At 51.0% G+C, this 12763-nt stretch carries 18 protein-coding genes; all 18 read left to right on the top strand.

Features of this window, described 5'->3' with window-relative positions; translation table 11 throughout:
* The first annotated feature begins 2 nt into the window (after nt 1-2).
* On the top strand, nt 3-422 hold the full coding sequence (locus tag ACL2XG_RS05440) for an antiterminator Q family protein (RefSeq protein WP_413722672.1): 420 nt from the start codon (nt 3-5) through the stop codon (nt 420-422).
* A gap of 544 nt (nt 423-966) precedes the next feature.
* Nucleotides 967-2040: a DNA-methyltransferase gene (locus ACL2XG_RS05435; RefSeq protein WP_413722673.1), complete on the top strand. Its 1074-nt coding sequence runs from the start codon at nt 967-969 to the stop codon at nt 2038-2040.
* A gap of 180 nt (nt 2041-2220) precedes the next feature.
* Nucleotides 2221-3057: a TAXI family TRAP transporter solute-binding subunit gene (locus ACL2XG_RS05430; protein ID WP_413722674.1), complete on the top strand. Its 837-nt coding sequence runs from the start codon at nt 2221-2223 to the stop codon at nt 3055-3057.
* 5 nt (nt 3058-3062) lie between these two features.
* A complete protein-coding gene (locus ACL2XG_RS05425) occupies nt 3063-3206 on the top strand; it encodes a hypothetical protein (RefSeq protein WP_413722675.1) in 144 nt (47 codons plus the stop codon).
* A 142-nt stretch (nt 3207-3348) separates the two neighbouring features.
* Nucleotides 3349-3780 (top strand): hypothetical protein, encoded by a 432-nt coding sequence (locus ACL2XG_RS05420; protein ID WP_413722676.1) that lies wholly within the window; start codon nt 3349-3351, stop codon nt 3778-3780.
* Nucleotides 3777-4004 (top strand): hypothetical protein, encoded by a 228-nt coding sequence (locus tag ACL2XG_RS05415; protein WP_413722677.1) that lies wholly within the window; start codon nt 3777-3779, stop codon nt 4002-4004. Before ACL2XG_RS05420 ends, ACL2XG_RS05415 begins: the two co-directional genes overlap by 4 nt.
* Complete coding sequence (locus tag ACL2XG_RS05410) at nt 4001-4540, top strand: glycoside hydrolase family 108 protein (RefSeq protein ID WP_413722678.1); 540 nt, start codon at nt 4001-4003, stop codon at nt 4538-4540. The genes ACL2XG_RS05415 and ACL2XG_RS05410 overlap by 4 nt, the downstream gene beginning before the upstream one ends.
* Nucleotides 4540-4782, top strand: a complete 243-nt coding sequence (locus ACL2XG_RS05405; protein WP_413722679.1) for a hypothetical protein — start codon at nt 4540-4542, stop codon at nt 4780-4782. Before ACL2XG_RS05410 ends, ACL2XG_RS05405 begins: the two co-directional genes overlap by 1 nt.
* Complete coding sequence (locus ACL2XG_RS05400) at nt 4779-5078, top strand: hypothetical protein (protein ID WP_413722680.1); 300 nt, start codon at nt 4779-4781, stop codon at nt 5076-5078. The genes ACL2XG_RS05405 and ACL2XG_RS05400 overlap by 4 nt, the downstream gene beginning before the upstream one ends.
* A gap of 161 nt (nt 5079-5239) precedes the next feature.
* Nucleotides 5240-5575 carry a hypothetical protein gene (locus tag ACL2XG_RS05395; RefSeq protein ID WP_413722681.1) on the top strand — a complete coding sequence of 112 codons (336 nt, stop codon included), beginning with the start codon at nt 5240-5242 and terminating at the stop codon, nt 5573-5575.
* A 90-nt stretch (nt 5576-5665) separates the two neighbouring features.
* Nucleotides 5666-6169, top strand: coding sequence for a hypothetical protein (locus ACL2XG_RS05390; RefSeq protein WP_413722682.1), 504 nt, complete (start codon nt 5666-5668; stop codon nt 6167-6169).
* 161 nt (nt 6170-6330) lie between these two features.
* Nucleotides 6331-6687, top strand: a complete 357-nt coding sequence (locus ACL2XG_RS05385; protein ID WP_413722683.1) for an HNH endonuclease — start codon at nt 6331-6333, stop codon at nt 6685-6687.
* A gap of 163 nt (nt 6688-6850) precedes the next feature.
* Nucleotides 6851-7345 carry a phage terminase small subunit P27 family gene (locus tag ACL2XG_RS05380; RefSeq protein WP_413722684.1) on the top strand — a complete coding sequence of 165 codons (495 nt, stop codon included), beginning with the start codon at nt 6851-6853 and terminating at the stop codon, nt 7343-7345.
* A complete protein-coding gene (locus tag ACL2XG_RS05375) occupies nt 7342-9072 on the top strand; it encodes a terminase large subunit (protein WP_413722685.1) in 1731 nt (576 codons plus the stop codon). Before ACL2XG_RS05380 ends, ACL2XG_RS05375 begins: the two co-directional genes overlap by 4 nt.
* Nucleotides 9072-10382, top strand: a complete 1311-nt coding sequence (locus ACL2XG_RS05370; RefSeq protein ID WP_413722686.1) for a phage portal protein — start codon at nt 9072-9074, stop codon at nt 10380-10382. The genes ACL2XG_RS05375 and ACL2XG_RS05370 overlap by 1 nt, the downstream gene beginning before the upstream one ends.
* A gap of 15 nt (nt 10383-10397) precedes the next feature.
* Entirely contained in the window at nt 10398-11252 is an 855-nt protein-coding gene (locus ACL2XG_RS05365; RefSeq protein ID WP_413722687.1) for a head maturation protease, ClpP-related, read from the top strand.
* A gap of 13 nt (nt 11253-11265) precedes the next feature.
* Nucleotides 11266-12480, top strand: a complete 1215-nt coding sequence (locus tag ACL2XG_RS05360; protein ID WP_413722688.1) for a phage major capsid protein — start codon at nt 11266-11268, stop codon at nt 12478-12480.
* A 45-nt stretch (nt 12481-12525) separates the two neighbouring features.
* Nucleotides 12526-12756 carry a hypothetical protein gene (locus ACL2XG_RS05355; protein ID WP_413722689.1) on the top strand — a complete coding sequence of 77 codons (231 nt, stop codon included), beginning with the start codon at nt 12526-12528 and terminating at the stop codon, nt 12754-12756.
* Nucleotides 12757-12763 lie beyond the last annotated feature (7 nt).

Here is a 12763-nt window from a genome sequence, read left to right as displayed (position 1 = left end):
CGATGCGTGATATTCAATTGGTGCTGGAACGGTGGGGCGTATGGTCGCGGTATCGCTTGGAAGTGGACTACTCGCCTATTGCCGCGGGGTTTAAAGGGCTGCTCAAGGAAGGGGCCATACAGGACAGCTGTTGTGACGACGACGCCATGATCATTGATGCCTGTGTAGCACGCCTTAAATTGAAGCGGCCGGAAGAACATGAGCTGATCGAGAAGCATTACATCCATGGTATGTCAAAACGCCGGCTAGCGCGCTATATGAGGTGTGATGAAAAGCTGGTACGCATATATTTTCAATTGGCAGAAGGGTTTATTGAGGGTTGCCTCGCCATGCTGGACGTGCAGCTAGAAATGGACCCGCTGGTGGTTAGAAAAAACATCTATGAAGTTAAAAATAATATTTGTGCGGTCCGCATTTATTAGATTATTGTGGTAAGAGTGGTTACTTAGTCACGTAGCTTACTTAAATTTGAAACTCGGCCAATAGCCGGGTTTTTTATTGAAATGTATCAATGTAGTTTGGGTTACACATGTTTGAATGAGCGATGAAACTATAAATATTATCTGACTCGCGTTTTTGATGGCGATTTGTCGGTGGAATGTTCTTTGGTAAGCCTTGCATAAAATACCAACTTTGGTTGCCTGGACAGTAGAAACAAATCATTCTCCCGTCAAGGGTGAGTAAAGTTTTAAGCCCCGTTGTAGTAATTTGATAATGAAGTCCTGAATATCCATTCTGTTGTAGAAACATCAGGATATGATAGGGTGATTTGATATACATAGGTTTCCTCTCTTAAGCTAATAAGCCGTGATGAATTAGCTATCTAAATTTGTGAAATGGGCGGCGGTAATGATGCGCTAACATCAAAACCGCCATTCGCCTGTATCGGGGATCACAAGCGAACCAAGGCCCACTGCTGATGTGCACACAGCAAAGTGAGCCTATCAAAAAGGACGCTTCTGGTCTATGAAAAATACTGTTAATTTAAACAGTGCTACGCTCGTTCACGCCGATTCCCTCAGCTACATCAAAACGCTTCCTGATAACTCCATCGATCTGATTGCAAGCGATCCACCTTACTACCGTGTTAAGGCGCTCGCATGGGATCGGCAGTGGGATAGCGTTGAAGATTATCTGGCCTGGCTGGACGACATGCTGGTGGAGTTTTGGCGAGTACTGAAACCGGCCGGCAGCATGTATCTATTCTGTGGCTCTCGCCTGGCGTCAGATACTGAATTGCTGGTGCGCCAACGCTTCGACGTGTTCAACCACATCATATGGGCGAAACCATCAGGGCAGTGGAAAGGTTGCCGCAAAGAGGATCTGCGATGTTTTTTCCCGGCAACGGAGCGGATCATATTTGCTGGTCATTATGGCGCGGAGGGTTACGCGAAAGGCCAGGTGGGTTATGCGAACAAATGCCAAGAGCTAAAAGCTCAGGTGTTTAAGCCCTTGATTGATTACTTTCGCAATGCCCGCGCCGCCCTGAATATTTCAGCAGCAGAAATCAACGCGGCAACCGGCACGCAGATGTGTTCTCACTGGTTTTCCGAAAGCCAGTGGCAACTACCGAAACCTGAGCAATACGCAGCGTTGCAAAAGCTGTTCGCTAAAAAAGCGCACGCCGCCGGTTTAGCTTGCCCGCTGGCGGGGCTTCACTCTTCTTTGCGTGAACGTTATGACGTGCTGAGCGAGAACTATGCCGTACTGGTAGAGGAATACGACGAATTGCGCCAGCAATACCTGAATCTGCGCCGACCGTTCGCAGTAACGAAAGAAGTCCCTTATACCGATGTCTGGACGTTCCCGCCGGTTCAATCGTACTCGGGCAAGCATCCCTGCGAAAAGCCGGCCGACATGATGCGACATATCATCCTGGCTAGCAGCCGCCCGGGCGATGTGGTTGCAGACTTTTTTATGGGTTCAGGTACAACGATCAAAGCCGCTATGGCGCTAGGACGAAAATCAATAGGGGTGGAGCTGGAGGAAGAACGTTTCCTACAGACCCAAAAAGAGATTGAAAAAGCGCCAGTTAAATAAACCTACCGATGTTTTACCGCACTGAGGCTGCCTAAACGGGCGGCCTTTTTATTACCGCGTCACGCTCGGCGCATTTCAACCACAGAGCCTTTCAGAGGTGAGCCATAGGGATGGTCAGTGTGACTACTCTGTGGGCTGGTCACTCCTGAGCGCTGGCTCACCCCTCGAAGGAAAGTCACTATGTTCAAAAAATTCTTTGTCCTGATTCTGGTTTCGATGTCGATCAGCGCCAGCGTGGCGGCTGCGGATGTGGTTATAACTACCGGACAGCAGGGGCTGACTTATAACGCCGTTTATGGTGTCAACCTGGCTGGTGCCATCGCTGAATATGGTAATCACGTCACGGTCGTTCCCAGCAAGGGTTCGATCGACAATCTTGATAAGGTTGCCGCCGGTAGCGCGCAGATCGGTTTTACCCAGGCGGATGCATTCCAATACTGGCGCCAGCGCCACGGTAACGAAGCGCAAAAGGTGGACATCATCGGGGAGCTTTCCGACGAATGCGTTTTTGTGGCGGTTAAGACTGGTGGCAAGGTCAGCGATGAAGGCGATTTAAAAGAGGGCGTAAAAATCGCTGTAGGAGAACCAGCCTCTGGATCGTTTGCGTCCTGGCAATACCTTCAGTCTCTGGAAAAGGATTATGCCAAGACAGAAACGTACGCTAAAGGCGGTTTGCGCTCCCTGGCAAAGGTCACCACCGGCGAATATGACGCTTTCTTGTGGGTATCCGCCATGGATAAGTCAAACAAGTTTCTGGAAGCGGTCAACCAAAAAGACAGCGGCCTGACGGTGATTGATATGAACGGCTGGCACGTCGATGACAAGTTGCCGAACGGCAAGCCGGTCTATGAGCTGAAAAAGGCCGTTATCCAGGAAGGCACCTTCAGCGATTCGAAGGTCAAAGTGCCTTGCACCAAAACGCTGGTGGTTGCCAATACCGATGCCGGTGATGATTTGCTCGAAACCGCGTCCAGCATCCTGTTGAAAAACGTAAGCCGCATCACCGGCGCGAAGTAGCCAACATGAAATGGAGGATATTTCTCTTTCTGCTGATGGTGTGCCTGGCCGGTGTTATTGCCAGGCTGGCCGGCGCGGCCATTGATGCGCTGCTGGTGGTGTCAGTTTGCACATGGCTCACCTGGTTTCATATCAAATCCAAAAAATAGTTCTCTGCAAAAGGCATGCTGCTGGGTGCCTTTGACAAAGAGCTTTTCATTTTCGGTCCGCCCAGTATTTTCCTTGCCATTGTGGCTGGTGGGCTGCTTCTACACACATGCACCGGGTGACCGGGTAAATAACGAGCCTGCTATGGATTGGAATGCCTTGGTGTCTTCAGTTTTTTCCAAAGAAACAGCGATAGGCGGATTCATTTCGATCATATTCGGTGCTGGCGGTTACGCAGCTTTTGGCCGCAGATTCCTATCAAGCAGCAAGGCTCTCATCACGAACGATAAACAGTGGTCGGACACTCTGGAAAAACAGGGTAAATACATCGACCGACTGGAGATAGCATTGGAAGCACGCAATGCCGACCTCAAGGCTCGTGATGTCGAGATTGAAAAGAAAGACGAACTGATCCGGCAATATTATCAGGACCTCGCCGCGACGAAAGCTGAACTGCAGATTATTCAAAGTTCGCAGATCTATTTAACCCGCAAAGTTGACGAGCTGACCGCCGTTAATAAAACGATGTCAGAAGAGCTTTCACGCCTACGTTCTGAACTGGGAGCCGCCCGATGATTCACCTCGAATTCAAAAACAGCGAACTGACCATCACCTGGCGAATGCTGGTTTTGTTGTTCTGCGTAGCGCTGGGCATACACCTCGGCGGGGTAGTGAGTGGCTATTGCATTGCCCAAGCGCAGTTCGCCCAGCGCGCAGAGGCCCGCGATAAAGCGATCGCTCAGTTGCCTGACAAGACGGCTGATAAGGTCAAGCAGGCCGTAGAGGACAATGACAAATGACCAAAGACGATATTTTCAACGAGATTATCGGCAGGGAAGGCGGCTACGTTGATAACCCTGACGATGCTGGTGGCCCGACAAATTGGGGCATCACGCAAACAACTGCTCGCGCACATGGCTACACCGGCGATATGAAGAATCTGACCCGGCTGCAGGCCATCGCCATCTTGGACGCCGACTACTGGACTGGCCCTCGCTTCGACCAGGTAGCGCAGGTATCCATGCCGATCGCTGTTGAGCTGACCGACACCGGTGTGAATATGGGCCCATCGGTTGCTGCTAAGTTTCTCCAGCGCAGCCTTAACGCGATGAACAACCAGGGCAAGCTTTATCCGGATCTGATTGCTGATGGACAGGTAGGTCCGCGCACCATTACCGCGCTGAAAACTTACCTTTCGTCCCGCGGAGCAAATAGCCTCGTTATCATGCTTCGCTCGCTTAATTGCCTGCAGGGTGCGAAATACATCGAACTGGCTGAAAGCCGGGTTGCCAACGAGACATTTGTATATGGCTGGCTTGCCAATAGGGTGGCGTAATGTCAATTCTCGATATCCTGCGCAGTTCAGGCGATGGGTCAATCTCCATGAGCAAGACTCATGCAACGCTGGGTTTCCTGGTGGCTACCGGCATTGTCGCCTGGTATGCCTATAACCTCCAGCTTTCCGAATGGATGTTCGTTGCTTATATGGGCATCGCCCTGGGCGCGAACTCTATAAACAAAAAGATCGCCACCGACGCGCCACCGCCGCCAACATCACAAGAAGGGCCACGACCATGACAGTTATCATCGCCTGGATTTTCTCCCATTTGTCCGTAATCGGCGCTGCGCTTGTAGGTCTGGTGGGTATTATCGGAACTGCCTTCGGCCTGGGCCATTCAAAAGGTAAGACTACGGCTGAGACCGCGGCGAAAGTCGATAAGGTCGAGACAGAAAAGCAGGCCATTCAAACCATTGCAACTAAACAGGCTGAAGTGTCAGAGGTAGCGAAGAATGTGCAGAACGAAAATAGCAATATTACTGATGATGCTGCTCGCGAGCGGATGCGCCAGTCAAAGTACAACTCCCCAGACTGAGCTGGCACCAGTGATCATCACTGGCTGTGCCGCTTTCGATCCAATCATCACCCATGGTAACGACTACAAGCTAATGGATCCACGAACGGTTAAGGCCATCAATGTGCACAACGACACCTATGACAAGGTGTGTGGCACTAATCCCCAGTAACGAGGTACCAATGGATAATCAACATAAGAAGATCACCGGCTATCGCGAACTCAACCAGGCAGAAATCGACTTAATGAACCGCATCAAGGCTAAGGGCGCTGAGTTGCTGGCTCTACAGGCCGAGTTGGCTGGCCGGCTGGATACCGATTATGAAGTAAAACTGGCGAACGCTTGTGACGCACAGCATGGAACTGGCTTCAACGTAAATCAGGGCGCATCGGACGAAGCGCAAGAATTCCGGCGTTTCACCGCGGCTGAGCCAAAGCGCTGGGCTGCTATCGGTAAGACCGATATTCAAACCGGCATCATGGCACTTGTACGTGCCGTAGCACAACCTTCTACATAACAGAATCCAAATTTTTACTATTAGTCAGTGTTAAAGCTCATAATATTGTTTATGATGTGTTGTTAGCTATCATCTTAAGTGATTATTATTATGAGCTTGAGCGATTATGTTGCGGTAATTGGAGTTATAATTTCAATGGTGGGAACTTTTTATGCTTGGCAAGCATATAGGGTTTCAAGAGAAAATTCTTTCCCTAAAAGGAATGCCCATCTTCAAACATTAGTATTAAAACCATTCAGTGACGATCTAAAAAAATTAAATATTTTTTTATCAAAAAGGATAGATTCAAAAATTTACTTGAATCTTAGGTTTGAATCAGAGGAAATAGAATTTTATTCTGGAATTAATCCTGATACCAATGTGAAAGTGTCAAGTATTTCTATTTGGCTGGAAGAGCTTGAACCTTTAGATGCAGGCGAAAAACCAACAATATGGAAATGCATAGCCCTTTCAATTAATATTGAAGGGACTGTCGATAATCATTTATATTGGAATGTAGGAGGGTATGAGCTTAGAGGCTATTTTGCTGTGAGCGGCCACGGGTCAAAACAAGGTCATTATGGGGTCACGCTTAAACCACTCAAAGTAAGTTGATATTTAAACAAGAGAGTATTTAAAAAAATTAGTCTAATAGTAACGTATTAACATTGGTTTTCAATGAGAACCAAAGTTAATGCGCAAGCAAAGTCATTATCAACTCCTTTCAGCCCACCCTGGGCATGGTTGCTGATGGCTTTTTATATTCAGGAGCACCAATGCCAGCCCGTATACCTCGCGCCTGCCGCAAGAAAGGTTGCTCAAGCACCACCATCGACCCATCCGGTTATTGTGAATCGCATCGCGGAGAAGGCTGGAGCAATTACAAGCCAGGCATGACCAGGCAGCAGCGCGGCTATGGGCGGACATGGGACATAATTCGTCCGCAGATACTCAAGCGCGATAGTTATCTCTGTCAGGAGTGCCTAAGGCAGGGAAGGGCGACCGAAGCCAAATGCGTTGACCACATCAAACCAAAGGCACATGGCGGCACTGATGAGGATAGCAATCTCGAAAGCCTATGCTGGCCTTGCCACAAAGCGAAGACGGCGAGAGAACGACTCAAAAGAGAATGAATATCAATTATGGAAAGATTGAGAGAAAACCGCTTTCAGATGAGAATTGATATCATCAATCAAGGGGAGGGCGGGGAAAAAGTTCAGGGGCTACTGCTTTCCGTACTGCCCGCCCCCTTTGATTTTTATACCCGCGAAAAATGAAATTAAAACTGGAGCGATTATGGCTGGAGCGACAGGCCGTTCCGGGCGTCGCGCCAAGCCTACCGCCCGCAAAGAACTGGCTGGTAATCCCGGCAAGAGGAGCCTGAACAAGGATGAGCCGGCATTTACCCAGATCAAGAGTGTAGAACCGCCGGAATGGTTAATCGAAGACAAACTGCCATTGGCTGTAGTGATGTGGCAAATGACCACAACAGAGTTATGCGGCCAGGGGATCCTTTGCGTCACTGATTTATCCGTGCTGGAACGCTGGTGCGTGGCTTATGAGTTTTGGCGCCGGGCTGTTAAGAATATTGCGACGCAAGGTAATACCGTCACCGGCGCAACCGGTGGCCCGATAAAAAATCCTGAGCTTACCGCTAAAAAAGAGCAGGAATCAGAAATGAACGCCACCGGCTCAATGCTTGGGTTGGACCCCAGCAGCCGCCAGCGACTAATCGGCCTGGCCGGAAAAGCCAAAACTTCGAACCCATTCATCAGGATGATCACACCGTGAGCCGAAAATCTTACCCAAACGTCAATGCGGCTAATCAATATGCCCGCGAGGTCGTGCGCGGCAAGATTGTTGCCTGCCGGTATGTTATAGACGCCTGCCAGCGCCATATTGACGATCTGGCCGCTGAGAAGAGCAAAAAATTCCGCTTTCGGTTTGATAAAGATCTGGCCGAAAGGGCAGCAAGATTCATCCAGCTATTGCCCCACACCAAGGGGGAGTGGGCCTACAAGCGCATGCCTATTACGCTGGAGCCATGGCAGCTTTTTATTGTTTGTTCAGTCTTTGGTTGGGCGCAAAAGGGGACCAAGCTCCGGCGATTCCGCGAGGTGTACACCGAGATCCCAAGGAAAAATGGTAAATCGGTGATCTCTTCTGGCGTCGGCCTATTTTGCTTCACCTGTGATAACGAATTTGGCGCGGAGGTCTATTCCGGGGCTACCACCGAGAAACAAGCTTGGGAAGTATTCCGGCCGGCACGGTTGATGTGCGTACGTACGCCTATGCTGGTGGAGGCGTTCGGTATCGAGGTCAACGCATCGAATCTTAGCCGGCATGAGGATGGCGCAAGGTTCGAACCGGTTATCGGTAAACCGGGGGATGGCGCCTCTCCGCATTGCGCGATTGTCGATGAGTATCACGAACATGAAAGCGACGCGCTTTATTCCACCATGTTGACTGGCATGGGTTCACGGAGGCAGCCGTTAATGTGGGCAATCACTACGGCTGGCTATAACATCGAAGGGCCTTGTTACGACAAACGCCGCGAAGTCATTGAGATGCTTAATGCCACAGTGCCCAACGATGAACTGTTTGGTCTGATTTATACGGTGGATGACGGAGACGACTGGACATCTCCTGACGTGCTGCGGAAGGCAAATCCCAATATGGGGGTCTCGGTCTACAGCGAGTTTTTGCTCAGTCAGCAGCAGCGCGCCATGAACAACGCCCGCCAGGCCAATATTTTCAAAACCAAACATCTGAATATCTGGGTCTCGGCAAAGGCTACATTTTATAACATGGTTAGTTGGCGTGAATGCGAGGACAGCACACTGACGTTGGAGCAGTTTGAAGGGCAACCCTGCGTACTCGCTCTTGACCTGGCGCGAAAGCTGGACATGAATAGCATGGCGCGCCTATTCACGCGAGATATCGACGGGAAACGACATTATTACTGTATTGCGCCAAGGTTCTGGGTTCCATACGACACTGTTTACAGCGCAGACATTGACGATCAGCGTAGTGCTGAGCGTTTCCAAAAATGGGTAAACATGAAACTGCTGACCGCGACTGACGGTGCGGAGGTGGATTACCGCTACATACTGGAAGAAACAAAGGCGGCAAATTTGCTTAATCCTGTTGAGGAAACGGCAATCGACCCATTCGGCGCCACCGGGCTATCCCACATGCTGGCCGATGAAGCGCTGAACCCGATAATCATCGTGCAGAACTACACCAACATGAGCGACCCAATGAAGGAGTTGGAGGCGGCGATCGAGTCTGGCCGCTTCCACCACGATGGCAACCCAATAATGACCTGGTGTATCAGTAACGTTATTGGCAAAAACATTCCCGGTAATGACGATGTCGTCAAACCTATCAAGCAGGCGGCCGAAAATAAAATTGATGGTGCGGTTGCGCTGATGATGGCGATTGGCCGGGCCATGCTGCCTGACACCAAAGGCGATATGGACGGCTACCTGAGCAACCCGATAATAGTAGGCTTCTGATGGAACAAAAACGAAAGTTGGGGAAGTTCAGAACCGCCCTGGTTAACTGGTTTGGGCTGCCGATTGGACTTACCACGGGGGAATTTTGGCAGGAGTGGAATGGAACGAGCAGCAGCGGACAGACGGTCACTGCCCAAAGAGCCATGCAATTATCAGCCGTGTGGGCATGCGTCAAGTTGTTGAGCGACACCATATCAACACTTCCTCTCAAGGTTTACAGCCGGCAGGCTGACGGGTCCAGGAAATTGGCGCAGGATCATCCGGCTTACAAAGTATTATGCAGACAACCCAACACAGAAATGACGCCCCACCGTTTTATGCTAATGGTGGTGGCCAGCATCTGTCTGCGCGGTAACGCATATGTCGAAAAATTGATGATCGGCAGCAAAGTGGTCTCACTGGTCCCTTTACTGCCGCAAGGCATGGATGTAAAGCGGTTGGATAACGGCCAACTGCAGTACACCTATACCGATATTATCAACGGTAAGCGCGTGATACCCGTCGATCGCATGATGCACATCCGAGGCTTTGGGCTCGATGGGGTGTGTGGAATGATCCCGACGCATACGGGACGGGATGTCATTGGTTCAGCCCTGGCTGTAGAAGAATCGGCTGGAAAGTTTTTTAAAAATGGCCTTCAGACATCTGGATTCATAACCTCAAAAGATTTGTTAAAACCGGAACAACGGAAGCAAATACGCGATAGCCTCCAAAATTTCAGGGGGTCCGATAATTCATGGAAAACAATGGTCCTTGAAGCCGATATGGGCTATCAAAGTATCACCATGAACCCAGAAGCCGCGCAAATGTTGCAAACTCGCGCGTATAGCATTGAGGAAATATGCCGCTGGTTCCGGGTTCCTCCCTTTATGGTGGGGCACGCGGATAAGCAAAGCAGTTGGGCGTCAAGCGTTGATGGTATGAATATGCAGTTTCTGACCCATACGCTTACGCCGCTGCTGGTAAACATTGAGCAAGAAATCTCCCGTTGCATGTTAAACCACGATGAGGACTATTATGCCGAATTCTCCGTGGAGGGGCTTTTGCGTGCGGACAGTGCTGGGCGGGCCGCTTATTACACTAGTGCATTGCAAAATGGCTGGATGAGCCGTAACGACGTCAGGCGTCTGGAAAATATGCCGCCCATCGATGGTGGCGATATCTACACTGTTCAGCTCAACCTGACACCACTTGATCAACTGGGTAAAGAGCCCACCACAAACGGAGAACAGGCCCGCGCAGCCATGGAGTCATGGCTATTCCCGGAACGCCATTCGTCCCCACAGAATCAAGGCAGCAACATCGCATAATCTGGAGTAAATCTCATGACAATTAAAAGCCTTCCGGCGGCGCCGGCGGGGCGCCCCTGCGCGCGGGTATCCTGTGAGCTGGTACCTGGCGCGATGGACCGCTGGAACGGCGGAGTGAAGGCGGCCAGCACTTCCGATAACACTATTTCTATTTTTGACATCATCGGCCAGGACTTCTGGGGCGACGGCGTGACCGCTAACCGTATAGCTGGTGCGCTACGGTCCATGGATGGCAAAGACGTAACCGTTAACATCAATTCCCCCGGTGGCGATATGTTCGAGGGTCTGGCCATTTACAACCTGCTGCGCGAGCACAGCGGGAAAGTTACAGTCAAAGTGATGGGTATCGCCGCCTCCGCCGCATCAGTTATTGCCATGGCCGGCGACGAGGTGCAAATCGGGCGTGGCGCCTTCCTGATGATCCATAATTGTTGGGTCGCGGTGATGGGGAATCGCAACGACCTGATCCGCGCCGCGGCGGATATGGAGCCGTTTGATAAAGCCATGGCAGATATCTATACCGCCCGTAGCGGCCTTGCCGCTGATGACGTGGCCACCATGATGGATAACGAAACCTATATTTCTGGTAGCGACGCGGTTGAGAAAGGCTTTGCCGATCACTTGCTACCAGCTGATGAAATTGAGAACGGCGACAACAGCCCCGCCGCCGCGCTGCGCAAACTGGATGCGTTGCTGGCAAAGACCAACACCCCGCGCGCCGAGCGCCGCAAATTACTTAAAGCTTTAACGGGGCTCACGCCAGGCGCTGAGCCCGATACCTCCGGTACGCCGAGCGCTACCAATATCGAAAATGAAACCTTAGCCAGTCTGAAAGCTGCTTTAAGCGGCCTGACGGCGGCGTGCCAATAATTCTGGAGAAACTATGTCTGAAGTAAATGATGTCCTAAAGCAAGTCACCGCGAGCATCAATGATGCCACCGGCAAATTCAACGCAAAGGCGGAGGAGGCGCTCTCAGAGGCTCGTAATTCTGGGAAATTGTCCGCCCAGACGAAAGAATCCGTTGATAAAATGGCGGCGGAACTTAACGCGCTGCGTGAAGCGGAAAAAACTCTTAAAGCGGCACTGGGTGATCTGGAGCAGCATGTGGCGCAAATGCCGCTGGCGAACGCCAAAACGGTTATCGAAACCATCGGTTCGACCGTGGTCAGCTCCGAAGCGCTGAAGGCATTTGCCGCCAGCATCGAAGGGGGTAAGCGCGTCAATATCCCGGTGAATGCCGCGCTATTGTCGGTAAACATCCCTGGGCAGATTGTTCCGGTGGATCGTCAACCCGGTATTCTGGAACGGCTGAAACAGCGCCTGTTTATCCGGGATCTGATTGCGCCGGGCCGCACGATCTCCAATACCATTTACTGGGTACAACAAACCGGATTTACCAATAACGCTCGGGTGGTCGCTGAAAACACCGCTAAGCCGTACAGTGATATTCAGTATGCTGAAAAAATCACGCCGGTGCGCACTATTGCTCATATGTTCAAGGCCGCAAAGCAGATTTTGGACGATATGCCGCAATTGCAATCCAACGTGGATGTTGAACTGCGTTACGGCCTGAAATACGTCGAAGAGCAGGAAATCCTGTTCGGCGACGGTACCGGCGTGCATCTGGATGGCATTGTGCCGCAGGCAACCGCATATGCCCCTGCATTCGAGGTTGCCCAGCAAAACGGGATCGATGATTTGCGCCTGGCGATGCTGCAGGTTCAACTGGCACGTGTGCCCTGTGACGGCCATGTTCTGCACTTTATCGACTGGGCCAAGATCGAACTGACCAAGGACACTCTGGGCCGCTATATCCTTTCCAATCCAGCATCACTTACTGGTCCGACTTTGTGGGGTATGCCGGTGGTGGCCACTGAGGCAGCCGCGTTCCAGGGTAAATTCCTGTGCGGGGCATTCAGCAGCGCGGCGCAAATCTTCGATCGAGAAGATGCCAACGTGGTGATTAGTACTGAAAACGCCGACGACTTCGAGAAGAACATGATCTCAATTCGTTGTGAGGAACGTCTAGCGCTGGCAGTGAAACGCCCGGAAGCCTTTATTTATGGCACCTTTACCCCGCCAGTCTCCGGCCAGTAATTACATCTATAGCAGCCTTCGGGCTGCTTTTTTCTGGATTGAATCATGAAAATGACAGCGATAAAGCCCATTTATTTAAACCGTGATGTTGTGCTGGCGGGCCAGGAGTTTGAAACGCTCGAACAGCACGGTCGGGAGTTGATCAAAAAGGGTTATGCCGAGGTGGTCACTGAGGTGGCGGCTGATGTAGCGGCAGAAAAACCGGTTGAAACTGGAACTGCTGAGGAAAATGCCCCGGCCGAGGCTGATGCTAAGGCTAAGGCGAAAACCAAATAAGGTGACG

This window comes from Sodalis sp. RH24, assembly GCF_047324145.1.
Lineage (GTDB): Bacteria > Pseudomonadota > Gammaproteobacteria > Enterobacterales > Enterobacteriaceae > Acerihabitans.
The sequence above is the reverse complement of the archived record's forward strand: the minus strand, read 5'-3'. Positions and strand labels throughout refer to the sequence as shown.

Bases quoted from the DNA above. Each gene is read 5' to 3' on its own strand.
- ACL2XG_RS05360 (WP_413722688.1), top strand. From the start codon at position 11,266: ATGTCTGAAGTAAATGATGTCCTAAAGCAAGTCACCGCGAGCATCAAT.
- ACL2XG_RS05420 (WP_413722676.1), top strand. From the start codon at position 3,349: ATGGATTGGAATGCCTTGGTGTCTTCAGTTTTTTCCAAAGAAACAGCG.
- ACL2XG_RS05355 (WP_413722689.1), top strand. From the start codon at position 12,526: ATGAAAATGACAGCGATAAAGCCCATTTATTTAAACCGTGATGTTGTG.
- ACL2XG_RS05440 (WP_413722672.1), top strand. From the start codon at position 3: ATGCGTGATATTCAATTGGTGCTGGAACGGTGGGGCGTATGGTCGCGG.
- ACL2XG_RS05380 (WP_413722684.1), top strand. From the start codon at position 6,851: ATGGCTGGAGCGACAGGCCGTTCCGGGCGTCGCGCCAAGCCTACCGCC.
- ACL2XG_RS05365 (WP_413722687.1), top strand. From the start codon at position 10,398: ATGACAATTAAAAGCCTTCCGGCGGCGCCGGCGGGGCGCCCCTGCGCG.
- ACL2XG_RS05430 (WP_413722674.1), top strand. From the start codon at position 2,221: ATGTTCAAAAAATTCTTTGTCCTGATTCTGGTTTCGATGTCGATCAGC.
- ACL2XG_RS05415 (WP_413722677.1), top strand. From the start codon at position 3,777: ATGATTCACCTCGAATTCAAAAACAGCGAACTGACCATCACCTGGCGA.
- ACL2XG_RS05385 (WP_413722683.1), top strand. From the start codon at position 6,331: ATGCCAGCCCGTATACCTCGCGCCTGCCGCAAGAAAGGTTGCTCAAGC.
- ACL2XG_RS05410 (WP_413722678.1), top strand. From the start codon at position 4,001: ATGACCAAAGACGATATTTTCAACGAGATTATCGGCAGGGAAGGCGGC.
- ACL2XG_RS05390 (WP_413722682.1), top strand. From the start codon at position 5,666: ATGAGCTTGAGCGATTATGTTGCGGTAATTGGAGTTATAATTTCAATG.
- ACL2XG_RS05400 (WP_413722680.1), top strand. From the start codon at position 4,779: ATGACAGTTATCATCGCCTGGATTTTCTCCCATTTGTCCGTAATCGGC.
- ACL2XG_RS05405 (WP_413722679.1), top strand. From the start codon at position 4,540: ATGTCAATTCTCGATATCCTGCGCAGTTCAGGCGATGGGTCAATCTCC.
- ACL2XG_RS05425 (WP_413722675.1), top strand. From the start codon at position 3,063: ATGAAATGGAGGATATTTCTCTTTCTGCTGATGGTGTGCCTGGCCGGT.
- ACL2XG_RS05395 (WP_413722681.1), top strand. From the start codon at position 5,240: ATGGATAATCAACATAAGAAGATCACCGGCTATCGCGAACTCAACCAG.
- ACL2XG_RS05435 (WP_413722673.1), top strand. From the start codon at position 967: ATGAAAAATACTGTTAATTTAAACAGTGCTACGCTCGTTCACGCCGAT.
- ACL2XG_RS05370 (WP_413722686.1), top strand. From the start codon at position 9,072: ATGGAACAAAAACGAAAGTTGGGGAAGTTCAGAACCGCCCTGGTTAAC.